This window comes from Streptosporangium sp. NPDC005286 (assembly GCF_040607515.1).
Lineage (GTDB): Bacteria > Actinomycetota > Actinomycetes > Streptosporangiales > Streptosporangiaceae > Streptosporangium.
In genome coordinates this window covers 1-25556 of the sequence record NZ_JBEXGU010000052.1, presented here as the reverse complement: position 1 = coordinate 25556, position 25556 = coordinate 1, and the positions used below count along the sequence as shown (strand labels likewise).

Sequence of the window (25556 nt, the reverse complement as noted above, 5' to 3'; positions counted from 1 at the left end):
TAGGACAACCGGTTACTTTTTCTCGGGGATACCTCGGGGTGTGATCAATGTCCCGGAGTGCAGTGTTGTGGTGATTACCTACAACGATGCCGCGCGGCTGCCCAGGGCCGTGCGGTCCGTGCTCCGGCAGTCGCTGCGCAACATCGAGGTGATCATCGCCGACGACGCCAGCACCGACGAGACCGAGCAGGTCGCCCGGGAGCTGCAGCGGAAGGACGCGCGGGTCCGCTACCTGCGCGGGGAGGTCAACAGCGGGGGGTGCGGGACCCCGCGGAACAGGGGCGTGTCGGCGGCGCGGGCGCCGTACGTGATGTTCCTGGACAGCGACGACGAGCTGACCCGGCACGCCTGCAAGAGCATGCTGCTGGAGATCGAGCGGACCGGTGCCGACTTCGTCACCGGGCAGATCACCCGGTTGTACGAGAAGAGCGGGAAGACCGCGCGCTACTACCCGGCCCTGTTCGCCAGACGCAGGACCGTCGAGGGGATCGCCGAGGAGCCGGAGATGTTCCTCGACTCCTTCAGCACCAACAAGCTCTACCGGGCCGAGTTGCTGCGGCGGTTGCCGTTTCCCGAGGACATGCACTACGAGGACCACGTCTTCAGCACCGCCCTGTACTGCGCGGCGCGGCGGTTCGCCGTGGTTCCGTGGGTGGTCTACCTCTGGCACCGGGCCTCGGCGGAGAGCGACGCGCGGCTGTCGATCTCACTGAGCCTGACCGACATGTCCAACGTCCGCTCCAGGATCAGGGCGGCCCGGCTGAGCGACGACATCCTGCGCGACAACGGCCTCGGTGACCTGGTGCACGAGCGGCAGCGCCGGTTCCTCCGCCAGGACCTGCGGGTCTACCTCAACCCGCTGCCCGCGCGGGACCTCGCGTGGGTCGAGGAGTTCGTCTCGGTGATCCGCCCCTACCTGTCCGAGCTCGACCCGGTGGTGTTCGAGACGATCGACCCGCTCATCAGGGTCTGCTGTAGTTTCATCCTCGCCGACCGGCCTGACGAGCTCCTGGTGGCCGCCGCTTCGCTGAACGGGCCGAAGGCACCGCCGCGGGTCGCCCTGCGCGAGGAGGGACGCACCTACTGGGGTACGGTCCCCGACGAGATGCGGGAGATCACCTCGCTCCGGATGGCCGAGCTGCCCTACAGCGCCTCCAGGTTGCGCCACGAGGCGGTCGTCACCGGCGAGGGCACCGTGCTCAGGCTGGTGATCAGGACCTACGACCCATTCGGGGTGCTCGCCGCCACCCCCGGCTGGACCGCGTTCCTGCGCGCCGGGAAGCACCGGATACGGCTGGCGCCGCGCGAGCGGGACGACGGCGGTCTGCTGAGCGAGGCGACGATCGACCTCGCCGCGCTCAGCCCCGGCCGCCTGGGCTGCGACGGCCGCCACGAGCCGGTGGTCGAGATCGTCAACCCCGACGGGAGGATCACCTCCGACCAGCTGCTGGTCGATTCGTCCAGCCCGCCGTTCGTCGTCGTCGTTCCGTGGCACGAGGTCACCGTCGGCGCGGAGGGGATCGCCGCGTTCCTGCGGTTGCGCTGGCGCCGCCGGGGAGCGCTCAGGCAACTGGCCCGGGTGGGGCGGGTCGGCCTGAAGCTGCTGCGCAGGATGGACGGCCCCGAGGTGAAGCTTCGCGTCTACAAAGGGCTGATCTCCGTACTGCCGCCCCGCCGGGATCTGGCCCTGTTCGAGTCCGACGTCGGCGCCGGATACACCGGGAACCCGCGCTACATCTACGAGGAGCTCAGGCGGCGGGGCACGCCGTTGCGGGTGGTCTGGTCGGCGGCCGGGACCGCGCACGGCTTTCCTCCCGACGCCAGGCTGGTACGGCGGATGAGCTGGCGGCACATCTGGACCATGGCCAGGGCGGGTTACTGGGTCGACAGCCACGGCATGCCGCTGGCCTATCCCAAGCCGCCACGCACGCGCTACCTGCAGACCTGGCACGGTCAGGGCATCAAGTCGGTCGGCTTCGACGCGCCCGACCTGCGCGCCGACTTCGACGGGCCGAGGGCGACCTGGCGGGCCGCGGTGGAGCGCTGGGACGCGCTGGTCTCGCCCAGCGCCGAGTTCGAGCGGGTGTTCGTGCCCTCCAACGGCTACCGGGGGCGGCTGCTGCGCCACGGCTCGCCCCGCTGCGACGTGCTCGTGCACGGTGACCGGGAGGCGGCCAGGCGGGCGAGGGAGCGGCTGGAGATCCCGCACTGGTCCAGGGTGCTGCTGTACGCCCCCACCTATCGCGACCGGGCCAAGGGGTCCGGCGAGTCGGTCAGGGCCGACCTGTCCGCGATGGCCGAGGCCCTGGCCGGCGACTGGACGGTGGTCCTGCGCACCCACCCGGTCGAGCGGTTCGAGGTGCCCGAGCAGCTGCGCCACTTCGTCCGTGAGGCCGGGTCGTACCCCGAGGTCAACGACCTGATACTGCTCTCGGACGCGCTGCTGACCGACTACTCGTCGCTGATGTGCGACTACGCGATCACCGGGCGGCCGATGCTGTTCCTGATCGACGACTGGGACGAGTACCGCCGGGTGGAACGCGGGGTCTACCACGACCTGCCCGCGATCGCTCCCGGCCCCTGCCTGACCACCACCGAGGAACTGATCGAGGCGCTGCGCGACCTCGACGGCGTGACCGTCTCCTTCGCCGCCAGGTACATCGCGTTCCGCAGGATGTGGTGCGCGGAGGAGAAGGGCCACGCCTCGGCGAAGGTGGTGGACGCCTTCTTCGATCTCCCCTCGGTCCAGGTGCCCGCGCAGGCTCCCCGGGCGCCCGGCGGGCGGGAGCGGCGCCCCCCTGGCGGGCTGGGGCATCTGCCGGGGGTGCGGCGGCCGATCCAACTGCCCAGGTGGTCAGGGTGAGCGGCGGGCGCGCGGGGGCGGTCGTGTTCGCCTGCGTGGACGCCGACACCCTGGGCGGCGTCCAGCGGGTCACCCACACCGTGGCCCAGGGGCTCGCCGAACGGGGCCGCGAGGTGCACGTGATCGGACTGCACCGCGCCAGGAGCCCGTTCCGCTACGTGGAGCGGCCGCGTTACACCAGCCACGTGATCCACCGCACTCCGGTGAGCAGGCTGTCACCGCTGGGCCGGCGCCGTGAGCACCGGGAGCTCGGCAGGCTGCTGCGCGAGGTGGGGCCGGGGTTCGCCGTGCTCTCCTCGCCCAGCGTGGTCGCCCGGATCAGGGCCCTGCTGCCCGAACGGCTGCTGCCGATCGGGCAGTACCACGGGTCGTACGAGCACGCGCGGGGCTCCTGGCACCTCGACTCGGTCCGCGACCACTACGGCACCCTGGAGAAGGCGGTCTTCCTCAGCGAGCAGGACGCGTGGCTCTTCGCCGAGCACGCGCTGCTGCCCAACACCTGGTCCATCCCGAACCCGCTGTTCGCCTGGCCGTCGGGGACCGCCGAGCTGACCGCCCGCCGGGTGCTCGGGATCGGCAGGCTGGAGGGCGTGAAGCGGTTCGACCGGCTGATCTCGGCCTTCGCCCAGGCCTGTGGCCGTTCCGCCCCCGGCGAGCCCGAGTTGCGGGCGGACCTCGCCGAGGCCCGTCGCGAGGCGGGCGAGGGCTGGGAGCTGCACCTGATCGGTGAGGGGGCCGAGCGGCAGCGGCTCACCTCGCACGCCGCGGAATGCGAGGTGAGCGACCGGGTGGTCTTCCGTGGCACGGTGCCCGCGCCCCTGATGGGCGAGGAGTATCTGGGCGGGTCGGTGCTGGCGCTGGCCAGCGAGCACGAGGGACTGCCGCTGGTGATCGGTGAGGCGGCGTCCTACGGGGTGCCCTCGGTCGCGTTCGACGTGTCGGGGGGGCTCAGGTCACTCGTACTGGACGGGGAGACCGGGGTGCTGGTGCCCCCGGCCGACGTGACCGCGCTCGCCGCCGCGCTGGCCGAGCTGATGGCCTCGGCCGAGGAGCGGCGGCGGTTGGGAGCCGCCGCCCGCGCTCACGTCGAGGCGTTCCGGCCCGATCGCGTGCTGGATCGGTGGGAGGCCCTGTTCGAGCAGGTCACCCGGTGACCGCCACCGGCTCGTTGCGTGGCATCGGCACTCCCGCCAGCACGATCTGGGCGGAGGTGAGCCGCGCCCCCAGCGGGTTCGGCTCGCGGAGCCGCATCAGCCGGTCGAAGGTGACCCGCTTGACCCGGGCCAGCTTCCGCTTGGCCGCGGTCCGCTCGTAGGAGACCAGCCGAGAGGTCTCGATCCTCGGCGCCCCGCTGAGCTCGTACCCGTAGGTCTCCAGGCGGTCGCCGAGCACGCTCTCGCAGAGCGAGACCTCGCCGGGGTCGAGCCGCTCGCGCCAGGAGCCGGTCCGCGTGGTGGTCACCTCGCCGTAGGTGCGCGCGTGCCAGGTCTTTCTGACGGGTACGGCGATGCCGGCCACCGCGGCCGGGTCGCACATGGCCGGGTGGAAGTCCTCGCCGAGGAACTCGCACAGCCTGCGCAGGTGAGCCTCCGGCTCGGCGGTCAGGTCCTCGTAGCGCAGCTCGTGGTAGCTGCCCTCGGGAAGCCTCGGCGCGCCGTGCCTGGCGAAGTCGATCGCCTCGGCCCAGGCGGAGACCGCGCTGTAGACGCTCCCGTTGTACCAGGGCATCTCCTTCAGCGACGCCACGCAGTCGCGGCCGTCCCTGACCAGGTGCACGAACTGGGCATCGGGAAAGAGCCGGAGCAGCACGTCGGTGTACTGGAAGTACGAGGGCCGCTTGTCACCCCAGCGCGCCTTGCCGTGCCTGGTCGCGTAGGCGCGCAGCACGATGCCCAGCGCGGAGCCGAGCGTCGGCGGCCCGTCGACGATCTGTCCGAGCACCTCGTCGCGGTCCAGGTTCAGCTCGTGGAAGCGCGTCTGGCGCCGGTCGACCACCCACTCGGCCAGCTCGCGCCGGTGCTCCGCGTCGTTGAGGTCACCGAACTGGAGCCGCCGCTGGTAGGTGGAGACCATGAACCGGGTCTCCGGCGGGATGGCGACGCGCGGGTGGGCGTGCAGCATCAGTTGCAGCATCGTCGTCCCCGAACGGGGACATCCCAGGATGAAGATCGGGCGGTCGGGCTTCACGTCAGACCTTCGCCAGCTCGCCGAGCTGCCGGCTGGTGAGCCTCGCGGCCACCGGGCTCGGCTCGCGGAACCGGTTGACGCGGTCGCGGAACTCCTTGCGCCTGCGCGCCCAGCGTCGTTTGGCAGCGGCCTTCTCGCACGCCTGGATGTGGGCCTTGCCCGCCTTGGGCGCGCCGCTCAGCTCGTAGCCGTTGGCGGTCAGCCGCTCGGCCAGGACCGTCTCGCAGACCGAGATCTCCCAGGGCTCCAGCCTGGCCTTCCACGAACCCGCCCTGGCGGTCGTGACATCGCCGTGGGTGTTGCTGTGCCAGACCTTGTGCTGCGGGATCGCCACCCTGGCGACGTGGTACGGCTCGGACATCGCCGGGTCGTAGTCCTCGCCGAGGAACTCGCAGAGCTTGCTCAGCTCGGTCTCCGGGTAGGCGGTCAGGTCCTCGTAACGCAGCTCGTAGTAGCTGTCGGCGGGGAGCTTCTTGGCGTGGTGGCGGCCGTAGTCGATCGCCTCACTCCAGTTGACCACCGCGTGGAAGACGTCCTTGGTGTACCAGGGCATCTCCTTCAGCGACGCCACGCAGTCGCGGCCGTCCCTGATCAGGTGCACGAACTGGGCGTCGGGGAAGAGCCTGGTCAACAGGTCCACGTGGTGGTAGTAGCTGGGCCGCTTGTCACCCCAGCGGCTCTTGCCGTACTGCTCGGCGTACGAGCGGAAGGTGATGCCCATCGCCGAGCCCAGCGTCGGCGGCCCCGCGACGATGTCGTCGATCAGCCTGTCCCCGTCGAGCTTGAGCTCCTTGAACTTGGTGTCCTTGTCGCTCACGATCCACCGGCCGACCCTGCGCCGGTTCCGTTCCTCGCGCAGGTCCCCGAAGGAGAACCTGCGGTAGTAGCCGGGCACCACGAACCGTGTCTCCGGAGGCACCGCGATACGTGGATGCGAGTGCAGCATCAGCTGCAACATGGTGGTGCCTGAACGTGGACAACCGATCACGAAGATCGGGCGGTCGGACTGCATGACAACGAACCCCCGTAAAGCTTGGTCAAACAGATACGCGCGGCACCTTCTCCACCAGCGGCGCGGCGGGCACCACCCGGGAGAAGAGCCACATTCGATAGATCAGGAAGACCTCGTTCAGCAGAAGCAGCGCCCCGGAGGCGACCGCGAGGGGCACCAGGGCGACCCTCCCGACCAGCGGGGCGACCACGAACACCGCGGCGTGGAACTCGATGCCGCTGATCAGATGGCTCCGCACCCGGTGGCGGGCCAGCAGGCGGCCGAACCTGCGGGGCAGCTTCTGTCGCTTGCCGCCCCGCGGCCCCGGCCGCCGGCCCTCGAAGGGGACGACCCGCATCGGCTCGCGGGGCGTGATGGCCTCGCGGGGCATGACGACCTCGACGGGCCTGACGTGCCCGGCGTGTCCGGCGTGTCCGGCGTGTCCGGCGGCCACCACGGCCTCCGCGGGCCTGACGTGTCCCGGGGCCACCACGGACTCGACGGCCGCCAGGCGGCCGAGCCGGTTCTCCTTGACCACCTCGCGCACGCGCTTCATCTGCGGCGCGTTCACGTAACGGAACAGGTCGAGCACCGCCACCCCCGCGCCGAGCAGGATGTAGGCGATGTCCCCCGTCACCGCGTACTGCCCGGACGCCACCCCCGCGGCGCAGCAGACCACCCTGATCCGGTCGCCCACGTAGTCGAGCCAGAGTCCGAACGCGGTGCCCGTCCCCTTGAGCCGGGCGATCTTCCCGTCCATGCAGTCGACCATGAAGCTCAGGTAGAACAGCAGTGCCCCCGGCACCAGCCGTCCGGCCGCGAAGCAGATCGCCGAACACATCCCGAGAATCAGGGAGAAGCGAGTGAGCCCGTTGGGGGTGATGGACGTGTGGTTGGCGACGAGCAGGGTGAGCCTGCACGCCACCGGGTCAACCAGGAAAACGGTCCACCAGGAGTCTTTTCGTTTCCGGGTCGCGTGGACGTCGTCCAACGAATAGGCCCTCATGCGTCCCAGCATGGCCACGCTGCGTCTCCTGTCATCTACGCTCTGTAACTACTAGAAGATCTCCATGCCACTTCTTGACCGACCCGCGCCACAGTGATCGGCTGCTTTGGAGACATGAAAGGCCGGGGAGGGGTTCCCCGGCCTTTCTCCGGAACCACCGGCCGCCTTCACTCCGGGCCCGCCGTTCTCGCGAGGCGGGCGCGGCTACCGGAAGATCCGGTCCACCGCCCGCGCCGCCGCGCCGCCGTCCTCCAGCGGGCAGAACCTGGCGGTGAAGGCGTCGTACAGCCTCAGGTACTTGGTGCGCACCTCGTCGACGTCCCGTACGGCTTCCACCACCTCCTCGGTCGTGCGCAGCAGCGGGCCCGGGGCCTCGGCCTCGAAGTCGAAGTTGAAGCCGCGCACCTCGTCGCGGTAGCGCTCCAGGTCATAGGTGTAGAACAGCATCGGCTTGCCGGTCACCGCGAAGTCGAACATCGCCGACGAGTAGTCCGTGATCAGCATGTCCGCGACCAGGTAAAGCTCCTGGATATCCGGATATATCGAGACATCGAGGACGAAGTCCCTGCCGATCCGGGGCACCCTGTCGGTGACGCTCGGGTGCTTGCGGATCATGAGCACATGGTCGTCACCGAGTTCCTCGGACATCCGCTGCAGGTCCAGACGCAGGTCGAGCCGGTAGCGCCCCCTGCTGTAGAACTTGTCGTCACGCCACGTCGGGGCGTACAGAATCACCTTCCTGCCCTCGGGCAGGCCGAGCCGCTCCCGGATCTCCGCGGCTCCGTCGCGGCGGAGCAGGTCGGCTCGGGGAGAGCCGATCTCCAGGATCTCCCCCTCGAACCGCAGGGCGCTGTCCAGGACCGAGGTGCACCAGGGGCTCGGCGAGATCAGATGGCTCCACCTGGCGACGGTCCTGGCCAGCCGCTCGTGATGGTCGGGCCTGGCGAACAGCACCTTCTCGATGTCGAAGCCGACGCGCTTCAGCGGGGTGCCGCGCCAGGTCTGCAGCACCATCTGGTCCGGCCTGCGCTCGAACCAGGAGGGCAGGTGGCTGTTGGTGACGATGTACCGGCAGCGGGCCAGCGCGTCGTAGAACTCCCGCCCGTACCGCCGGATCGGCGCCACCCCCTCGGGCAGCTCCACCTGCCCGTCCCTGACCACCCACATGAACTCCAGGTCGGCGCCCCGCCGCACCAGCTCCTCGTAGATCGCCTTCGGGCTGTCGGAGAACTGCCTGCCGGCGTAGCTGTCGAAGAGGACGGCGGGCCGCAGCGCCTCCTGGCGCTTGGCCGGATAGAAGTCCTCGCGCAGCAGTCGCTGCTGCTTCGGCCTGCCCGAGGCGCGCAGGTCGTCACTCACCGTGAAGACGGCCTCGGAGGTCAGGTCGGTGTCGAAGGTGAACGTACGGGTGGCGGAGACGTGCTCCAGCGGCGCGGACAGCCGGAACTCCACCCGCATGTCGCCCGCGTCGGTACGGATCGCGAAACCGTGCGTGCCCGCCGGCAGCGGTAGCCACCCGCCGAGCGTGGCGGTCCCCTCGGGCGTCACCGTGGCGCTGCCGCCGACGATCGGGAAGAGCCGCTCGTTGAACCGGTTGCGCGAGGTGAGGACCAGCCACGCCTGGCCGTCGATGGGGCGCATCGCGGCCCCGGTCAGCGCCAGGTGCCCCCGCTCGGTCCACTCCACCCGCTCCACGTAGAACGTCGGCCGCTGCTCGCGCAGCACCAGCCCACCCGTCCGCGACCTGTCGAGCACCACGTCCCGGCCGCGGAGCCGGTGCAGGCCGCGCTCCACGTCACGCTCGACGATCAGCGGCCGGGCGTCGCCCTGCTCCGGGACGACCTCGAAGTGCCATTCTGCCCCGGGGCTGAGCGCGCTCATCTCCAGGCTCGCCGGGTCCAGGCCGGGCCAGCGCTCGGACAGCACCTCGTCGAGGTCGATCACCGCTTCGAAGGTGCCGTCCGAGGTGGCCATCGGGTAGCGCCGGTCGCGGCCGCCCTGTGGCCGGGTCAGCCGCAGCACCGGTGCGGCGCCGAGGTCGTCGCCGCACCGGCCGGTGATCCGCAGCCTGCCCTCGGCCACCCGGTGACCGGTGACCCGGCCGCCGGGCCGCTCCACCCTGAGCCTGAACTCCTCGGCCGGCGTCCACTCCGTCCACGCCACGCTCCCCGACTCGTCATCGGTGAGCTCCAGCCGCCGCGCGGCCGGACTCGGCTGGGCCAGCCTGCCTCTCCGCAGCAGGCCCCGGGACAGTACGCACAGGTCGACATGCCAGGACGAGCCGGCCGGAAGCCCGGCCGGGTCGACGGCCAGCCGGAACCCGCACCAGTCCTTGCGCCTGCGCGGGCCCGTGTCCACCAGCGACAGACCACGTTTGACCGTGACCGGGAGCCGGATCCTGCGCCCGGCCCCCTCGGGGACCAGCCAGGCGAAGACGTGCTGCTGGATCCGCCGGCGGGGCCGCAGGTAGCGCAGCGAGACCCTGCCCTCGACGATCAGCCTGTCGTCCTTCCAGTTCAGGCCGTCCACCCGCTGCCGCAGGTCAAGCTCCTCGCGCATCCGGATGGCGGACCGCTCGACGGGTACCGGACTGTTGAGGTGGTACCCGCGGATGCCGCCGCCGCCGACCCGGACCGTCGGCTTGACCGTCCTGTCCCACTCCAGCAGCTGGACCAGGTCGTCCATCCGGCGCTGTCGTACCAGCGCCCACTTCGCCCGGCGCTGCGCGGGGATGCGCGAGAGGACCTTCGGCCCCGCCTGGTCGAGGTAGGCACAGGCCAGGTCGAGGAAGCGCTGCTGGAACTCCTCGCCCGCCTGGTCGAGCACCTGCAGGAAGTTCGGCAGGTCGCTGTCAAGGACCATCCGGTCCCACGCGGGCAGGTGCTCGGCCCTGCCGGTGTCGGTCAGGAAGCGGCGCACGGAGTTGACGGCGGCGAACCGGTCCTCGATCCCCTTGACGTGCCCCCGGTTCTGGGTGATCGAGACGCTCTCCCCCTCCCGCTCCCGCCACAGGTAGACCGGGGTGGAGAGCACGTCCACCGCCCCGGCCAGGAAGTGGGCGGGCAGCGAGACCGCGATGTCCTCCCAGAGCACCCCCTCGGGGAAGTTCAGCCCGTGCTCGTCCCAGAAGGAGCGGCGCCAGAGCTTGTTCGTGACCAGCCGGTCCTTGAGCAGGATCTCGTCACGGGTCACGTGGGTTCGCCGGGCGGAGTTGGCGAAGATCGTCTTGTGCATCGCCGACTGGCGCACCCCCTGCCCGCTGAAACGCAGCACGTTGCCGGTGGCGAAATCGGAACCGCTCTCCTGAAGGCTGCACGCCATCGTCTCGATCGCCGTCAGCGGGAGCATGTCGTCGCTGTCGACAAAGGCGAGGAACTCGCCGGTGGCGTGTCTTATGCCGGTGTTGCGCGCGGTGCCCAGGCCCGCGTTCTCCTGCCGGATCAGCCGGAACCGCGCGTCGCGCGCGGCGAACGCCTCGGCGATCTCCGCGCTGGAGTCGGGAGAACCGTCGTCCACCATGACGACCTCGATGTCACTCCAGGTCTGCGCGACCAACGACTCCAGACACGCCTCAAGGTACGGTTCCACGTCGTAGATGGGCACGATGATGCTCACTGGGGCCACGATCGGTCCTCCGGTAGTCGAAAGCTCACAGTCCGGTCCGTCCGCGCGAACACCGGACACGCCACGCAGGTGAAGATCCACTCATCGTGGAGGACGTCCCGGGCGCGTGGCGGGGCTCGGCGAAAGACCCGGGTGCCCGCCGGCACGACCCGGCGGCCATGCGCGCGAGGTGGACGTCACGTCAGCAGCATGGCTTCGCGGCCGATGGGGCGCGCCCAAAATATGACCGCGATGGACTGAGCAGACCGAGACTTGACCATCTCTCGCACCCGGCCGGCCCCGCCTCCGGCCCGCGGTGCGGCAACGCCTTCACCATGTCCTGGTCAAGGCTGGGAATGCACACGTCCTAGTAAGTCGTAATGACCCTTCGGTCCCCCCGGACCGTCCGACACGATCGGGTGACCGAGACGGGCGAGATCGCAGGAAACGGCATTCGCGGGGGGAAGCGCATGGACTCAACAGTCGTCGTGGGGGCGGGGCCCGCCGGGCTCACCGCGGCCTACGAGCTGGCCCGGCGAGGACACCCGTGCGAGGTCTTCGAAGCCGACCGGGTGGTCGGCGGGATCAGCCGGACCGAGGAACGCGACGGCTGGCGCTTCGACATCGGCGGACACCGCTTCTTCACGAAGGTGTCGCGGGTGACGGACTTCTGGAACGAGATCCTCGACGAGGAGGACTTCCTGCTCCGCCCGAGGATGAGCCGCATCCACTACGGCGGCCGTTTCTACGACTACCCGCTCAGGGCCTCCAACGCCCTGCGCAATCTCGGTGTCCTGGAATCCGCACGATGTGTCGGCTCCTACGCCTGGGCCCGGATCAGGCCGCCCGCGGACCAGTCCACCTTCGAGGGCTGGGTCACGGCCAGGTTCGGCAGCCGGCTCTACGGGATCTTCTTCAAGACCTACACCGAGAAGGTGTGGGGCGTCCCCGCGGAGAGCATCCAGGCCGACTGGGCCGCGCAGCGGATCAGGAACCTCTCCCTGGGCAGGGCGATCGCCGGCGCGCTGCTGCCCGGAAGGAACAGCAAGGAGGTCACCAGCCTCATCGAGGAGTTCCGCTACCCCAAGCTGGGGCCGGGCATGATGTGGGAGGCCTGCGCCGACCGGGTCCGCGAGCTGGGTTCCACGGTGCGCCTCGGCACCCGGGTCGAGCGCGTCCGCCGCCACCGGGGCCGGCTGGCCCTCACCGTCCGCACGGGCGAGGGCGAGGGCACCACCCGCGAGGTGTACTGCGACAACCTCATCTCCTCGATGCCGCTCAGCACCCTGATCCACGCGTTCGGGCCCGACGTGCCGGACATCGTCGCCGAGGCGGCCGCGGGGCTGAGGTACCGCGACTTCCTCACCGTCGCGCTGGTCGTCCCCGAGCGGTTCTCCTTCCCCGACAACTGGATCTACATCCACTCCCCCGAGGTGCGGCTCGGCCGGGTGCAGAACTACGGTTCCTGGTCGCCGTACCTGGTCCGGGCCGGACGGACCTGCCTCGGCCTGGAGTACTTCGTCAACGAGGGCGACGACCTGTGGCGGATGCCCGACGACGACCTCGTCGCGTTCGGCACCCGGGAGCTGGAGCACCTGGGCCTGGTCACCCCCGGTGAGGTCCAGCGGGGCTACGTGGTGCGGATGCCGAAGGCCTACCCGGTCTACGACGCCGGCTACGTCCACAACGTGGAGGTGCTCAGGAAGTATCTCGACGTGGAGTGGCCGCGGATCCACCCGGTCGGCCGCAACGGCATGCATCGGTACAACAACCAGGACCACTCCATGCTCACCGCGATGCTGACCGTGGAGAACCTCGTCGACGGCGCCAGGCACGACGTCTGGGAGGTCAACGTCGACGCGGAGTACCACGAGGAGCGCGCGGGCCACCGGACCGCGAGGGGCACCGGCCGCGACGCCCCCGTCCTCCTCGGCCCGACGGCTCCCTGACCTGACGGCCGCTCATCCACCACCCGTCACCGACGGACGCCGACAGACACCGGCGGAACACCGAAACCGGCAATCCCATGACGCCTTGCCCGGCCGCTGCCGGCCGTTGCGGGTCAAGGCTCTCCTCCCAGCCGCCCTGGAGTTGCGCATCATGACACAGCATTACACGGTCCCGGACGTCAGCGTGATCGTCATCACCTACAACGACGCACCCCGGTTACCCCGGGCCGTGCGCTCCGTACTCGGCCAGACGCTCAAGAACCTCGAAGTGATCGTCGTGGACGACTGCTCGGGCGACGACACCCCCGCGGTGGCCAAGGCGCTCGCCGAGGAGGACGACCGGGTCCGCTACGTGCGGCTGCCCGCCAACAGCGGCGGCTGCGGCGCCCCCCGCAACGCGGGCATGGACGCCGCCCGCGCACCCTTCCTGATGTTCCTCGACAGTGACGACGAGCTGCCCAGGCACGCCTGCAAGAGCCTGCTGCTGGAGGCGGAGGCGACCGGTGCCGACTTCGTCATGGGCACCGTGGAACGCGTCGACGAGGCGAGTGGCGCCGTCACCCTCTGGTACCCCCGGCTGTTCGCGGAGCGCCGGATCGTGGACGACATCCGCGCCGAACCCGAACTCCTCTTCAACTGCCTGGCCACCAACAAGCTGTACCGGCGGACCTTCCTGGACGGCACCGGCATCCGGTTCCACGAGGACATCCACCACGAGGACATCGTCTGGTCGACGGAGCTGTTCTGCCGCAGCAAGCTGTTCGCCGTCGTACCGTGGCCCGTCTACCGCTGGCTGCTCGCCGCCACGCCCGCGACCAGGTCGATCTCGTCGCGGCGGCACGAGCTGGAGAACGTGCGCCAGCGCGTCACGGCCGCCGTGCTGAGCGACCGCGTGCTGGCCGCCACCCACTCCCTCGATCTCAAGGAGGACAAGGACTTCCGCTTCCTCTCCCACGACCTCCGCCTCTACCTGGGCGACCTGCCCCAGCGTGACCCGGGGTGGATCGCCGAGTTCGCCGACCTCGTCATCCCGTACGTGGACACGCTCGAACCCGCGGCGATCGAGCGGCTGAGCAGGGCCGAGCGGGTCTGCCTCCAGCTCGTCCGCGAGCGGCGCGGCGCCGAGGCGGCGCTCGCCGCCGTCGAACTGGGGGCCAGGCACTCGGTGCCGCCCCGGGCGGTCACCGCGGAAGGCGGGCGGATGTTCTGGGGGGCGACGCTCCCGCTGAGCGAGCAGGGCAGGAGCGAGCTGGACGTGACCGAGCTGCACCTGGCGGAGCAACCACTGGCCGGCGCGCTGCTCCGGCACGAGCTCGTCGACCTGCAGGCGTCGAGGGACGAGGTCCGGTTGCGCCTGCGGACCTACGACCCCGGCCGGGTGCTCGACGGCCGCTCGCTGACCGCCTGGCTGCACATCGGCGGCAGGAAGAAGACGATCGCCTCGATCCCCTTCGAGCCGGCACCCGTCGTGACCGAGCCGCCGGAGGGAGCGCGGGAGCGGCGGGGGCTGGAAGGGCAGTGGGACCCGGAGGAGGCGGAGGGCACCCAGATCCCCGAGGGGACGGGCATCCTGGAGGCGACGGTGTCGATCTCCCTGCCCGAGCTGGACTGGCCGGACAACGCCGTCAGGCCGCAGGCGGTCACGATCTCGCTCCACGAGGGTGAGCGCCGCAACGCCAGGCCCCTGCTGGCGTCCCCCGGCCTGTCGTTCACCTCCGTGGGCACGGTGGGCACGGGCCGCCTGGTCCTGGAGGCGTCCGCCGACATCCCGTTCCGGCTCGTGGCGCGCAGGCTCGGCCACGTGCCCGCGCGACGCCTGCCGAGCATGGCGGAGCTCTGCCGGCACCTGCTGTCCGACCTGGCCACCCCCCGCAACCTGGGTCGCTTCTACCGGCTGGTCAGCGCGACGGTGCCGGTCAACCGCCGCCTGGTGCTCTTCGAGTCCGCCGAGGGGAGCGGCTACACCGGCAACCCGCGCTACGTCTACGAGGAGCTGCAGCGGCGCGCGGGCGGCCTGCGCGCGGTCTGGTCCCACGCGGGCGTCCCCGAGCGCTTTCCCGAGGACGTCGACCTCGTCCAGCGCGACACCTTCCGCTACGCCTGGACCCTGGCGCGCGCCGGCTACTGGGTGGACAGCCACAACCTCCCCTACTGCTACCGCAAGCGCAAGGGCACCCGCTACCTGCAGACCTGGCACGGCCAGGTGTTCAAGAAGATGGGGCTGGACGAGCCTCGCCACCGGACGCAGCCCGCCCTGGCCAGGAAGTACACCGAGGCGGTGGCGCGCTGGGACATGCTGCTCACCCCGGGCCGCGACTTCCGCCGGGACTTCGCCGAGGCCAGCGGCTTCAAGGGCGAACTGTTGCACGCCGGCTACCCGCGTACCGACGTGCTGGTGCGGCACGCCGAACCGGCGCAGCGCGAGCGGGCGCGGCGGGTCAGGGAGTTCTTCGAGATCCCGGCCGGAAAACGGGTGGTCCTCTACGCGCCCACGTACCGCGACAACGGACGTTTCAGCGGCGAATCACTCCGGATCGACCTGCCGGCCCTCGCCGCCACGCTCCGCCCGGACTGGGTGGTCCTCGTCCGCGCCCACCCCTACGACCGCTTCACGGTGCCCGACCCGCTCGGCTGGCTGGCCCGGGACGCCTCGGCGTATCCCGAGGTCAACGACCTGATGCTGGCCTCCGACGTGCTGGTGACGGACTACTCCTCGATCATGTTCGACTATGCCTGCCTCGGCCGGCCGATCCTCTACTACGTCGACGACCACGAGCGCTACGCCTCCGCCCAGCGGGGGGTCTGCTTCGACCTGGCCGAGGTCGCCCCCGGCCCGCTGCTGCGCGACCCGGGCGAGCTCGCCGCCGCGCTGGAGGAGCTCGGTGAGATCACCGAGCGGTACGGGCGGCGCTACGCGGAGTTCCGCGACCGCTGGTGCGGCCTCGACGACGGACAGGCGAGCGGCAAGGTCGTGGACGCCTTCTTCCCGGAGGTCGTGCGATGAGAGCGCGAAACGTCATCTTCCTCAGCACCGACGGCGACTCGATGGGCGGTTCCCAGCGGGTCATCCACACCCTGGCCCAGGGCCTCGCCACCCGCGGGCACCGGGTGACCCTGGTCAGCATCAACCCCTCCAGGCAGCCGCAGACCTACTTCGCCGACCCGGTCTACCGGCACGCCACGCTGTACGACACACCCGCCCCCGAGGCCGCCCCCCGCTCGCTCCCGTGGCGCAGGGCGAAGGCGCGGCGGACCCCGGAGGAGATCGCCACCGCCAGGCAGCGGCTGCTCCGGCTGACGGACCGGATCGACGGCGGCTACCTGGTCATCGCCTCGCCCTGGGCTGCCCACTGGATCGCCGACCTGCCCATGCCGCACATCGCCAAGATCGGCCAGTACCACCAGTCGTACGCCGAGGCCGTGGACTCCCCGAACCTTCGGTTGATCAAGAAGCACTACGCGCCCCTCGACAAGGCGCTCTTCCTCTGCGACGACTACGCCACGTCCTTCACCAACCACCGGCTCGCCAACTGCGGGACCATGCTGAACCCGGTCAGCGTCTTTCCCGAGCAGGCCGCCGAGCTGCGCAACCCGCGGATCGTCTCGGCGGGACGGCTGGTCAGGGTGAAGCGGATCGACCTGCTGATCGACGCCTTCGCCGCCGCGGCCCCCGCCGTCGCCGAACCGTGGGAGCTGCACATCATCGGCGACGGGCCGCTCAGGGCGGCGCTGGAGGCGCAGGCCGCCGAGACCGGACTCGGCGGCCGGATCGTCTTCCGCGGGCAGGTCGAGAACGTCGAGGCCGAGTACCTCGACGCCTCCATCGTCACCCTGAGCAGCGACTTCGAGGGGTGGGGGCTGGTCCTCGCCGAGGGCGCGGCCTGCGGGCTGCCCGCCGTGGCCTGCGACGCCTCGGCCGGGGTCAGGACCCTGGTCTCGGACGGTGACAACGGCGTGCTGGCCGAACCGGGGAACGCGGGGAGCTTCGCCGCCGCCCTGGAGCGCCTCATGTCCGACGCCGAGTTGCGCCGGCGGATGGGGGCCAGGGGCAGGGAACGGATGAGGGCCTACCGGCTGCCCCGCGTCCTGGACCGCTGGGAGGCGCTGTTCGACGAGATCGACCGCTGACGCGGGCGCTCATCGCCGGGGCGGCAGGGTTCGTACCTCCCGCAGCAGCAGCGGCACGAACAGGACACCGACGAAGATCGGCGCCACCATGAACCGGAAGTCCGGCGCGGTGTTGGTGAGGATCACGCCGAGCTGCTGCCCCGCGACCACGGCCGCCCCCGCGAGCGCCGCCCCGCTCCCGGTCCGCCGCCACGCGAGCGCGGCCGCCGCGTAGCCGAGGTAGCACCAGAAGGGCGCCCGCCAGAGCAGCCACTCCAGCTGCCTGACCGTGCTCGCGTCCAGCGCGGACAGCCCGGCGGCCCGCAGACCGGCGGAGAACGGCCGCTGCCGCATCGCCGAGGCCGCCGGGGTGCCCGCCCAGCCGTCGGGGAGCCGGGGATCGCGCAGCGAGAAGCGATAGAGCTCGCCGCCGGGCTCGCCCGAGGTCGAACCGACCTGCCAGGCGAGCGCGGCGCGGCAGATCCGGGCGCTCAGCATCACACCGGGCGCGCGGACCAGCAGCCCGCGCCAGAGTTCCAGCACGTCGGAGATCCGCTGCTCGGCCCGCGAGTGGCTGAAGGCGGGGTCGAAGAAGACGCGCGCCATGGTCTGGCAGGTCGCACCCCGCCGCCAGGCGTGCAGCGGGGCGATCGTGGCGAGGAGCGCCCGCTGCTCGCGGTCGAAGAGCCGGGGGCGCTCCCCGTACGCCACGGCGAGATCGCCGAACACCGTCTGGTAGGCGAACGAGCGGGACGGCGGCGCGATGCCCATCGCCGGGTAGCCGGCGCCCAGCAACAGCAGCGGCGCCGCCACCGCTGCCGCGGCCACCGCCGCCAGCGGGCGGCGGGCCGCGGGCAGCAACGGGAGCAGCAGGATCGCGGCGATCAGCGCGACGAGGAAGCCGTTGTTCCTGAACAACCCCAGCCCGGCGAGTTCGGCACCGAGGGCGGCCAGCCGCGGATCCCAGGTCCACCCGCCCTTGAGCACCCTGTTCCTGAGCGTGCCCCGCGTCCCGCTCCCGGCCGCGCGCCGTACCGCGGCGGGCCCGGTCGCGAGCCGTACGGCGGTGCCCGCGGCCAGCACCGCGCACACCGTGAACGGCACGTCCTTCCACATCGTCACCGTGAAGGCGCCGAGCGGCGGTGACAGCACCGCGCATCCCAGCGCCACGAGCAGCCCGCGCCCGCGCACGCCCAGCGACCTGAGCGCGCCCGCGAGGTGGGCCAGCGCGGCGGCCATCGCCGCCGTCTGCGCGAGGGTGACCGGGGACAGGTCGCCGGTCGCCCTCAGCGAGAGGCCGAGCAGGGCGTCGTAGGCGACCGACTGGCCGGCCACCCAGGGGCCCGTCGTGACGTGCGCGACGTAGGTGACGGAGTCCGGGCTCATCAGCCCGGGGTGGAAGGCGAGCCACCAGCCGAGCAGCACGAGCTGGCCGGTCGCGTAGCAGGCGAGCGTGAACCGCCGGTCGCGGGTGTCGCGAACATCGCCCCGCTCCCTCTCGACCGAGGGCGGCCCCACCGTAGCGATCGTCATGCTCTCCCCAGCGTTTTCCGGCAGGGGGCCGTTGCCCATCATCGGGCAGCAGCGGGGCGCGCCCACGCCGCTATACACAGCCATGACCTGGGGAAACGTCAAGTTTGCGGTAGGGCGCGCACCGCGGCGCGGTCACCGGAGCACATGGGCTTTCACAGGACATTGTGACGCTTCAGCCCCGGGAGGCATCAGGCACCTCGATAGGATGCCCACTCGACCGACGTCGATTTGACCCGGAGATCCCCTCATGAAGTCTCCTGTCCGAATGTTGCTGGCCACATCCTGTGCGCTGGCCATGATCGCCACCCCGACCGCCGCGTGGAGTGCGGAACAACCCAGAACAACGGCCAAGTCGGCGGACAAGGCCAAGCCCGCCCCCAAGCCCGTGCCGGTGGACTGCGCGAAGGTCAAGTGCATCGCGCTGACCTTCGACGACGGCCCCGGCAAGTACGCCGACAAGCTGCTCGACACCTTCAAGAAGTACAACTCCAAGGCGACGTTCTTCCTTGAGGGTCAGTACGTGAAGTCCCGCCCCGCGTTCGCCAAGCGGATGGTCGCCGAGGGCCACGACATCGGCAACCACAGCTACAGCCACCCGCACCTGCGGGAGCTGTCCGAGGACAAGATCCGCGAGGAGCTGACCAAGACCCAGGACATCGTCAAGAAGTCCACCGGGAAGTACCCGACGACGATCCGGCCGCCCTACGGCGAGTTCGACCAGCGGGTCGCGGCGATCGCCACCGAGATGGGCATGCCGATCGTCCTGTGGAACGGCGGCTCCCGCGACTGGGCGACCAAGAACGAGAAGGCCATCTACGACGAGGTGCTCAAGAACGCCAAGCGTGACGGGGTCATCCTCATGCACGACTGGGTCGAGCAGACGGTCAAGGTGATGCCGAAGCTGCTGACCGCGCTGCAGAAGCAGGGCTACCACATGGTGGCGGTCTCCTCGCTGCGCGGCGCCAAGGCCACGAAGGCCGGAGAGGTCTACCCCGTCGGCTCCGAGAAGGACGAGGACCTGACCTCCGAGTCGCCCACCGGCGACCCGGGCGACTGGGCGGAGTCACCCGCGGACGGCAGCTGAGCCGCCTCACCCGAGGACGCCCTCTTGGCCATCTCAGCTGAGGGCGTCCTCTCGGTGATCTCGTCCGCGGACCGCCGCCGAGCCAGCCGCCTGCCCAGCCGCTGCATGGGAAGCTCCACGTAGCGGTGGGTGAGCAGGCTCAGGCCGAGCACCACCAGCACGAACGCCGCGGACAGGGAGAGCTGCACCACCGGCCCCGCGGCCCGCACGTCCCCGACAACGGCGTGCGCGATCCGCAGCAGCGGGTGGTGCAGCAGGTAGACCGAGTAGCTGACCAGCCCCAGCCAGACGAGGAACCTGGGCAGCCGGCGCTCGCGCAGGGCCATCGCGCCCGCGAACGACACCCCGGCCAGCGCCATGGTGACGAACCACGGCCCCGGCCGCACCCACCACCAGCCGGCCTGCTCCGACCAGACCGGGGCCAGCGCCACGAGCACCGTCGCGGCCGCCACCGGCCAGAGGGCTCCCTCCCCGTGCTCCCAGCGGCGGATCGCGGTCCCGGCGAACATCACCGCGAGAATCGCCGCCCCCAGCCACGGGACGAAGCCGGAGAAGATCAGCAGCACCACGGCCATCGCACCGAGGACATACGCGGCGATCTTCGTGAACCGTCCGCCGATCAGGCAGGCCAGGCCCGCGAAGAACAGCACGCCGGACACGTACGCGGGCCCGGAGCCCTTCAGCGGCGGCCCCGTCAACACCAGCCCCGCCACGACCGCGACCGCCCCGAAGCCGATGGCGAAGGCACCGCTCGCGCGGTGCACCCCGCCGACGAACAGCGCGGTGACGATCAGATAGAAGACCATCTCGTACGAGAGCGTCCACATGGTGTCGGCCAGGCCGCCCAGGTGCACCACGTCCAGCAGCATCGTGGCGTGCGCGGACACCGAGGCCAGGTCCCTGGGCACCTGCTCGCGGACGGGCATCCAGATCGCCATGACCAGGACTCCCACCGCGACCAGCAGGTAGATCGGGTAGAGCCGGAACACGCGGCTGATCCAGAAGGCCCGCACATCACCGCGCCGCTCCAGCGAAACCGGGATGATGTACCCGCTGACCAGGAAGAACACCAGGACGCCGTACATCCCGAGGTTGAACCAGTACGGCCGCAGGGCGGGCATGAACCAGGGCAGCATGTGCTCCAGCAACACGGCGACCGCGCCGATCCCACGCAGCGCGTCGAGCCACGCCAGGCGGGGGACGGGGGTCTTGGCGGAGCTCGCGCCGATCATTGGAGAGGACACCCGCCCCAACCTACCCCTCGGCCCCCCGGGAAACCCCGCCATCGGCGGCAACTGTCCCCCGCCGGGCGCCTACTCCCACTCGATGGTGCCCGGGGGCTTGCTGGTCACGTCCAGCACCACCCTGTTGACCTCGCGGACCTCGTTGGTGATGCGGGTGGAGATGCGGGCGAGCACGTCGTAGGGGACGCGGGACCAGTCGGCGGTCATGGCGTCCTCGCTGGAGACCGGGCGCAGCACGATCGGGTGGCCGTAGGTGCGGCCGTCGCCCTGGACGCCCACCGAGCGGACGTCGGCGAGCAGCACGACCGGGCACTGCCAGATCTCCCGGTCGAGACCTGCGCGGGAGAGCTCCTCGCGGGCGATGGCGTCCGCCTCGCGGAGGATCTCCAGGCGCTCGCGGCTGACCGCGCCGACGATGCGGATGCCCAGCCCCGGGCCGGGGAACGGCTGGCGCCAGACCATGGTGGCGGGCAGGCCCAGCTCCTCGCCGGCCCGGCGGACCTCGTCCTTGAACAGCGCGCGGAGCGGCTCCACCAGCGAGAACTGAAGATCGTCGGGGAGACCTCCGACGTTGTGGTGGGACTTGATGTTGGCGGTGCCGGTGCCGCCGCCCGACTCGACCACGTCGGGGTAGAGAGTGCCCTGGACGAGGAAGTCGACGGGGCCGTCGGCGATGATGGCGCGCTGCTCGTCCTCGAAGACCCTGATGAACTCGCGCCCGATGATCTTGCGCTTCTCCTCGGGGTCGGTGACCCCTTCGAGCGCCTTCAGGAAGCGCTCCTGGGCGTCGGCCACCCGGAGCTTAACCCCGGTGACGGCCACGAAGTCGCGCTCGACCTGCTCGGCCTCGCCCTTGCGCAGCAGCCCGTGGTCGACGAAGACGCAGGTCAGGCGGTCGCCGATGGCCCGCTGGACCATGGCGGCGGCCACCGCGGAGTCGACGCCGCCGGAAAGCCCGCAGATGGCGCGGCCCTCGGGGCCGATCTGGGCGCGGATCGCCTCGACCGCGTCCTCGACGATGTTGAGCATCGTCCAGGAGGGGCGGCAGCCCGCGGCGTCCAGGAAGTGCTTCAGCACCGCCTGGCCGTGCTCGGAGTGCAGGACCTCGGGGTGGAACTGGACGCCGTACAGGCCCAGTTCGGGGTTCTCGAAGGCGGCGACGGGCGTCTCGGCGGTCGCGGCGGTGACCGTGAAGCCCTCGGGGGCGGCGGAGACGCTGTCCCCGTGGGACATCCAGACCGACTGCTTCGCGGGCAGCCCCGCGAAGAGCACGCCCTGGTCGCTCACCTCCAGGTGGGTGCCGCCGTACTCGGCGGTGCCGGTCCTGGCCACCTCTCCGCCCAGCTCCTGGGCCATGACCTGGAAGCCGTAGCAGATGCCGAAGGTCGGCACACCGGTGTCGAACAGGCCCTCGGGCGCGGCCGGGGCGCCCTCGGCGTACACCGACGAGGGACCGCCGGACAGGATGATGGCCTTGGGCTTCTTGGCCATCATCTCCTCCACCGGCATCGTCGACGGGACGATCTCGGAGTAGACGTGGCATTCACGCACCCTTCGCGCGATCAGCTGCGCGTACTGCGCGCCGAAATCGACGACCAGGACCGTGTCGAACTCAGACACCAAGACCCCCAAAAGGAACAGAGCGGTGCTGCCAGTCTATCGGCGCCTGTCAGCGCGCTACTCGTAGATGGGAAACGGGGGCAGCGTCCCCGCGAGCAGGGCCTCGGTCTGCTCGCGCAGGCCCGCCGCGTAGCCGGGATGGGTGAAGACCAGGAAACGCTCCTCGCGGATGGCCGCCACCGCGGCGAGCGCCACCTGTTCGGGGTCGATGCCCCGTTCCACCAGGCCGTCGATGATCCTGACGGAGGCCACCTCGTCCTCGGTGGGCCTGGCGACCGCGAGATTCTCCGGCCGGACCCGTTCCGAGCGGTTGATGCCGGTCCGTACCCCGCCAGGGCAGAGCGCGGTCACCCGGAGTTTGGAGCCGGCCATCGCGAGGTCCTGGGCGAGGGACTGCGAGGCGGCGAACGCGGCGTACTTCGAGACCGAGTAGGCGCCGGAGAACGGCGCGGCGAACAGCCCCGAGACCGATACGGTGTTGAGGATGTGGCCCTCGGTGTCCTGGGCGATCATACGGGGGACGAAGGACCGGATGCCGTGGAGCACACCCCAGAGGTTCACCCCGAGCAGCCAGGCGAAGTCCTCGGGCTCCCTGGTCCACATCTGGCCACCCTGGAAGACCCCCGCGTTGTTGCACAGTACGTGAACCGCGCCCAGCTCGCCGAAGGTCCGGTCGGCGAGGTGCTGCACGGCCGCCTGGTCGGAGACGTCGGTGATCTCGGTGAGGACCTTGACCCCCTCCACCAGCGAGGCGGTCTCCGCGAGAGTGCCCGGATCGACGTCGGCGAGCATGAGGGCCATCCCCTCCGCTGCCAGGCCCAGCGCGAGCGCCCGGCCTATCCCGCTGCCCGCCCCCGTGACAACCGCGATCTTGCCTGACAGTTCACGCATCGCGCCGCCTCCCCTGCTGCCTTACCTAGCGACCAGTTGGGCACAAAACTAACGTTAAGCTCACCACCAGTCGAGGAGGCAGGCCATGACAGGCACCGGAGTCATCGTCACCGGCGGAGCGTCAGGGATCGGAAGGGCCTGCGCGCTCGCGCTCGCCGAGGCCGGGCGCCCGGTCGCGATCTGGGATCTCGACGAGACGGGCGCCAAGGAGACCGCCTCCTTCGTCGCCATGAACGGCGCCCCGGCGATCTCCGTCACCGTCGACGTCACCGACGCCTCGTCCTTTCCCGCCGCGGCCGCCACCAGCCGCGACGCCCTGGGGGCGATCGGCGGCCTCGTGCACGCGGCCGGGATCGCGGCGCCCCTGGGCATCGGCGAGCTGACCGAGGCGGCCTGGGACGCGGTGCTCAACGTCAACCTGCGCGCCCACGCCCTGCTGGTCAAGGCCCTGCTTCCGGACCTGCGCAAGCAGGAGGGCTCCGCGGTCGTCGGCATCTCCTCGGTCGAGGGCCTGGTCGGGCAGGCGTTCATCCCGGCCTACTGCTCTTCCAAGGCGGGCATGCTCGGCCTGACCCGCTCCATGGCCCACGAACTGGCGCCGATCCGGATCAACGCCGTCTGCCCCGGCTACATCGACACCCCCATGCTCGTCAAAGCCACCGGCGGCGACCAGAGCTTCATGGAGTCCTTCGAACGCAAGTCCCTCTTCCACCGCCTCGGCCGCCCCGGGGAGGTCGCCGCGGCCGTACGGTTCCTGCTGAGCGACGAGGCGTCCTTCATCACCGGCACCCACCTGGTCGTCGACGGCGGCGCCACGGCCGTCGACCACTGATCCCGCGGGTGACGCGGTTCGATCCGCCGTTCGGCCCGGCGGGCGCGGCGCCGAGGCCCCGCCGGAACCGGCCGTGGCACCGAGGTCATCCGATGCCTCCAGCGTGGAGACCCCCGCCTTCGGGCGGGGGAGGAAGCCTGACACGGTGCCGCGTTTCCGGGTGGGTGGTGTAGCCGTAGCCGTCGGCTCGTTGGAGCAGGCGGACGTGGCGGTGGCCGATTCCCTGTACGGTGCCGTGCCGGGTGGTGATGTTGAATTTTCCGGTGGTGCGGACCGCGACCCGCCCGGTGTGGACTCCGGCCTTCTTGCCGGTCGGGACGGTCGCGCGGACCAGGTCGCCGGTGGCGAACCCCTTGACCTGCTTGGTCCGGGGCAGCCGCAGGCGGGGGAAGCCGTAGCGGTCGGTGCGGGTACGGCAGTAGGTGCCGCGCCCGGTCGCCTTGACCACGAGCACGGTGGACGGCCAGGTGGTCACGGTGTCGAGCGAGCCGACGTGCAGCGCGTCCAACGTGTGGGACTTCGGTGCGCCGGTGCGGGAGCGGTTCCATTTGGTGCGCCCGCCGGAGGCGGTGTGAACGGGCAGGCCGATGGCCTCCAGTGCCTGCCACAGTGCCCAGCGGGTGGTGTTGACGGCGGCGGCGTCGCGCAGTGGTGCTTTGGCCTGCTTGAGGATCTTCGCGAGGAGGGCGGGCCTGGTTTTCAGGAACTCCTGCACGGGGGTGGCGTTCTTGGTCTGGTTGCAGCCGATGCAGGCCAGGGTCAGGTTGCTGACACGGTCGGAGCCGCCCCGGCTGCGGGGGTGGATGTGGTCAAGGTTGAGCGGTACGCCGCTCGCGCCGCAGTAGGCGCAGGTGCGCCCCCACTTGGCCAGCAGGTATTCGCGGACCTCGTACCCGGCGAGGGTGCCCTGCTGGTACTCCACTCCTTCGAGCGGCCGCCCGGCCGACAGGGCGTGGGTGTCGAAGGAGACCTTCTCCACGTGGACGGCGGCCACGGGCGCCCACCGGGCCAGCCGCACCACCTGCGACATGGTGGTGTCGACGCGGTGTTGCAGCGACGGTGCCAGCCACCCCTTCGGCCTGGTGCGGTTGAGGAAGCGGGGGGCACGGTAGCGCAGGTTCCGCCCCCGGCGCCCCCGGCGCAGTGCGGCCCGCGAGGCGAGCCTGTCACGGATCGCTCCGCCTCGGTGGTCGAGCCGGATTGAGTACCTCCCTGTCCGGCTCCCGTCGCGGTCGGTGAACACGGCCAGGCCGGTGTGCTTGGAGCCGGGGTCGATACCGACCTGTACGCCTGCCACGGCGGAGTCGGCAGCCGACCGGTCTTTGAGGCGGATGACGAACGGGGTGTGACGCACCACCACCGCCCGCCCGGCCGCCAGCAGGCGACGGGCACGGGCGGGATGGCAGGGGTCAAGCGGGTGGCCGTGGCGGTCGAGGACGAACACGGCCGGGTGAACCTCACGGTTCGCTCCCTCAGGCGCCGAAGCGCCCTCGGGGTGACGCCGATCCGGTGGTGCGGCCGAACCGATCTCCCCTCGCCCAGGTTCCATGCCAGTGCCCGGCGTCGCCGGGAGTCCGTGAGCCGTTTCGTGCCCACCCTCGGGCGTGTCTGCTCCCACGGATTCCAGAGCGGCAGGCTGAGGAAGC

Annotated in this window: 16 protein-coding genes; 7 read left to right on the top strand and 9 right to left on the bottom strand. The window is 70.9% G+C overall.

Going from position 1 to position 25556, the window contains the following annotated elements; all coding sequences use genetic code 11:
• Window positions 1-40 precede the first annotated feature (40 nt).
• Together ABZU75_RS20450 and ABZU75_RS20445 are read left to right on the top strand one after the other, a co-directional pair.
• Window positions 41-2863 carry a CDP-glycerol glycerophosphotransferase family protein gene (locus ABZU75_RS20450; protein WP_355556268.1) on the top strand — a complete coding sequence of 941 codons (2823 nt, stop codon included), beginning with the start codon at window positions 41-43 and terminating at the stop codon, window positions 2861-2863.
• The gene (locus ABZU75_RS20445) at window positions 2860-4017 is read left to right on the top strand and encodes a glycosyltransferase (protein ID WP_355556265.1); all 1158 of its coding nucleotides are present in this window, start codon (window positions 2860-2862) and stop codon (window positions 4015-4017) included. The genes ABZU75_RS20450 and ABZU75_RS20445 overlap by 4 nt, the downstream gene beginning before the upstream one ends.
• Here ABZU75_RS20445 and ABZU75_RS20440 read toward each other — a convergent pair.
• From ABZU75_RS20440 to ABZU75_RS20425, 4 genes are all read right to left on the bottom strand, one after another.
• Entirely contained in the window at window positions 4007-5050 is a 1044-nt protein-coding gene (locus tag ABZU75_RS20440; RefSeq protein WP_355556262.1) for a sulfotransferase, read from the bottom strand. The two genes, ABZU75_RS20445 and ABZU75_RS20440, sit on opposite strands and share 11 nt — an antisense overlap.
• A gap of 1 nt (window position 5051) precedes the next feature.
• Window positions 5052-6062, bottom strand: coding sequence for a sulfotransferase (locus ABZU75_RS20435; protein WP_030912683.1), 1011 nt, complete (start codon window positions 6060-6062; stop codon window positions 5052-5054).
• Between the two features lie 25 nt (window positions 6063-6087).
• On the bottom strand, window positions 6088-7047 hold the full coding sequence (locus ABZU75_RS20430) for a CDP-alcohol phosphatidyltransferase family protein (protein ID WP_355556259.1): 960 nt from the start codon (window positions 7045-7047) through the stop codon (window positions 6088-6090).
• Window positions 7048-7251: 204 nt separating this feature from the next.
• Window positions 7252-10662 (bottom strand): bifunctional glycosyltransferase family 2 protein/CDP-glycerol:glycerophosphate glycerophosphotransferase, encoded by a 3411-nt coding sequence (locus tag ABZU75_RS20425; RefSeq protein ID WP_355556256.1) that lies wholly within the window; start codon window positions 10660-10662, stop codon window positions 7252-7254.
• Window positions 10663-11120: 458 nt separating this feature from the next.
• On the opposite strand from ABZU75_RS20425, the gene ABZU75_RS20420 reads away from it, so the two are divergent.
• From ABZU75_RS20420 to ABZU75_RS20410, 3 genes are all read left to right on the top strand, one after another.
• Window positions 11121-12599 (top strand): NAD(P)/FAD-dependent oxidoreductase, encoded by a 1479-nt coding sequence (locus tag ABZU75_RS20420; RefSeq protein ID WP_350911511.1) that lies wholly within the window; start codon window positions 11121-11123, stop codon window positions 12597-12599.
• A gap of 151 nt (window positions 12600-12750) precedes the next feature.
• Entirely contained in the window at window positions 12751-15603 is a 2853-nt protein-coding gene (locus tag ABZU75_RS20415) for a bifunctional glycosyltransferase family 2 protein/CDP-glycerol:glycerophosphate glycerophosphotransferase (RefSeq protein WP_355556252.1), read from the top strand.
• Window positions 15600-16727 (top strand): glycosyltransferase, encoded by a 1128-nt coding sequence (locus tag ABZU75_RS20410; RefSeq protein ID WP_355556249.1) that lies wholly within the window; start codon window positions 15600-15602, stop codon window positions 16725-16727. Before ABZU75_RS20415 ends, ABZU75_RS20410 begins: the two co-directional genes overlap by 4 nt.
• Before the next feature lie 9 nt (window positions 16728-16736).
• On the opposite strand, the gene ABZU75_RS20405 is transcribed toward ABZU75_RS20410, so the two are convergent.
• On the bottom strand, window positions 16737-18239 hold the full coding sequence (locus tag ABZU75_RS20405) for a hypothetical protein (RefSeq protein WP_355556247.1): 1503 nt from the start codon (window positions 18237-18239) through the stop codon (window positions 16737-16739).
• Window positions 18240-18504: 265 nt separating this feature from the next.
• Here ABZU75_RS20405 and ABZU75_RS20400 point away from each other — a divergent pair, with 265 nt between their 5' ends.
• Window positions 18505-19323, top strand: a complete 819-nt coding sequence (locus ABZU75_RS20400; RefSeq protein ID WP_355556244.1) for a polysaccharide deacetylase family protein — start codon at window positions 18505-18507, stop codon at window positions 19321-19323.
• On the opposite strand, the gene ABZU75_RS20395 is transcribed toward ABZU75_RS20400, so the two are convergent.
• From ABZU75_RS20395 to ABZU75_RS20385, 3 genes are all read right to left on the bottom strand, one after another.
• Window positions 19227-20567 (bottom strand): acyltransferase, encoded by a 1341-nt coding sequence (locus ABZU75_RS20395; protein ID WP_355556241.1) that lies wholly within the window; start codon window positions 20565-20567, stop codon window positions 19227-19229. The genes ABZU75_RS20400 and ABZU75_RS20395 overlap by 97 nt on opposite strands.
• A 69-nt stretch (window positions 20568-20636) precedes the next feature.
• Complete coding sequence (gene guaA, locus ABZU75_RS20390; RefSeq protein WP_355556238.1) at window positions 20637-22187, bottom strand: glutamine-hydrolyzing GMP synthase; 1551 nt, start codon at window positions 22185-22187, stop codon at window positions 20637-20639.
• Between the two features lie 57 nt (window positions 22188-22244).
• Window positions 22245-23078, bottom strand: coding sequence for an SDR family NAD(P)-dependent oxidoreductase (locus ABZU75_RS20385; protein ID WP_355556235.1), 834 nt, complete (start codon window positions 23076-23078; stop codon window positions 22245-22247).
• An 85-nt stretch (window positions 23079-23163) separates the two neighbouring features.
• Here ABZU75_RS20385 and ABZU75_RS20380 point away from each other — a divergent pair, with 85 nt between their 5' ends.
• Complete coding sequence (locus ABZU75_RS20380) at window positions 23164-23910, top strand: SDR family oxidoreductase (RefSeq protein WP_355556232.1); 747 nt, start codon at window positions 23164-23166, stop codon at window positions 23908-23910.
• Between the two features lie 85 nt (window positions 23911-23995).
• Here the strand turns inward: ABZU75_RS20380 and iscB are convergent, their stop codons facing one another.
• The gene (gene iscB, locus ABZU75_RS20375) at window positions 23996-25354 is read right to left on the bottom strand and encodes an RNA-guided endonuclease IscB (protein WP_355556229.1); all 1359 of its coding nucleotides are present in this window, start codon (window positions 25352-25354) and stop codon (window positions 23996-23998) included.
• Window positions 25355-25556 lie beyond the last annotated feature (202 nt).

Coding starts and splice junctions, on each gene's coding strand:
- ABZU75_RS20420 (WP_350911511.1), top strand. CDS start 11,121: ATGGACTCAACAGTCGTCGTGGGGGCGGGGCCCGCCGGGCTCACCGCG.
- ABZU75_RS20415 (WP_355556252.1), top strand. CDS start 12,751: ATGACACAGCATTACACGGTCCCGGACGTCAGCGTGATCGTCATCACC.
- ABZU75_RS20400 (WP_355556244.1), top strand. CDS start 18,505: ATGTTGCTGGCCACATCCTGTGCGCTGGCCATGATCGCCACCCCGACC.
- ABZU75_RS20385 (WP_355556235.1), bottom strand. CDS start 23,078: ATGCGTGAACTGTCAGGCAAGATCGCGGTTGTCACGGGGGCGGGCAGC.
- ABZU75_RS20405 (WP_355556247.1), bottom strand. CDS start 18,239: ATGACGATCGCTACGGTGGGGCCGCCCTCGGTCGAGAGGGAGCGGGGC.
- ABZU75_RS20410 (WP_355556249.1), top strand. CDS start 15,600: ATGAGAGCGCGAAACGTCATCTTCCTCAGCACCGACGGCGACTCGATG.
- ABZU75_RS20380 (WP_355556232.1), top strand. CDS start 23,164: ATGACAGGCACCGGAGTCATCGTCACCGGCGGAGCGTCAGGGATCGGA.
- ABZU75_RS20435 (WP_030912683.1), bottom strand. CDS start 6,062: ATGCAGTCCGACCGCCCGATCTTCGTGATCGGTTGTCCACGTTCAGGC.
- ABZU75_RS20430 (WP_355556259.1), bottom strand. CDS start 7,047: ATGAGGGCCTATTCGTTGGACGACGTCCACGCGACCCGGAAACGAAAA.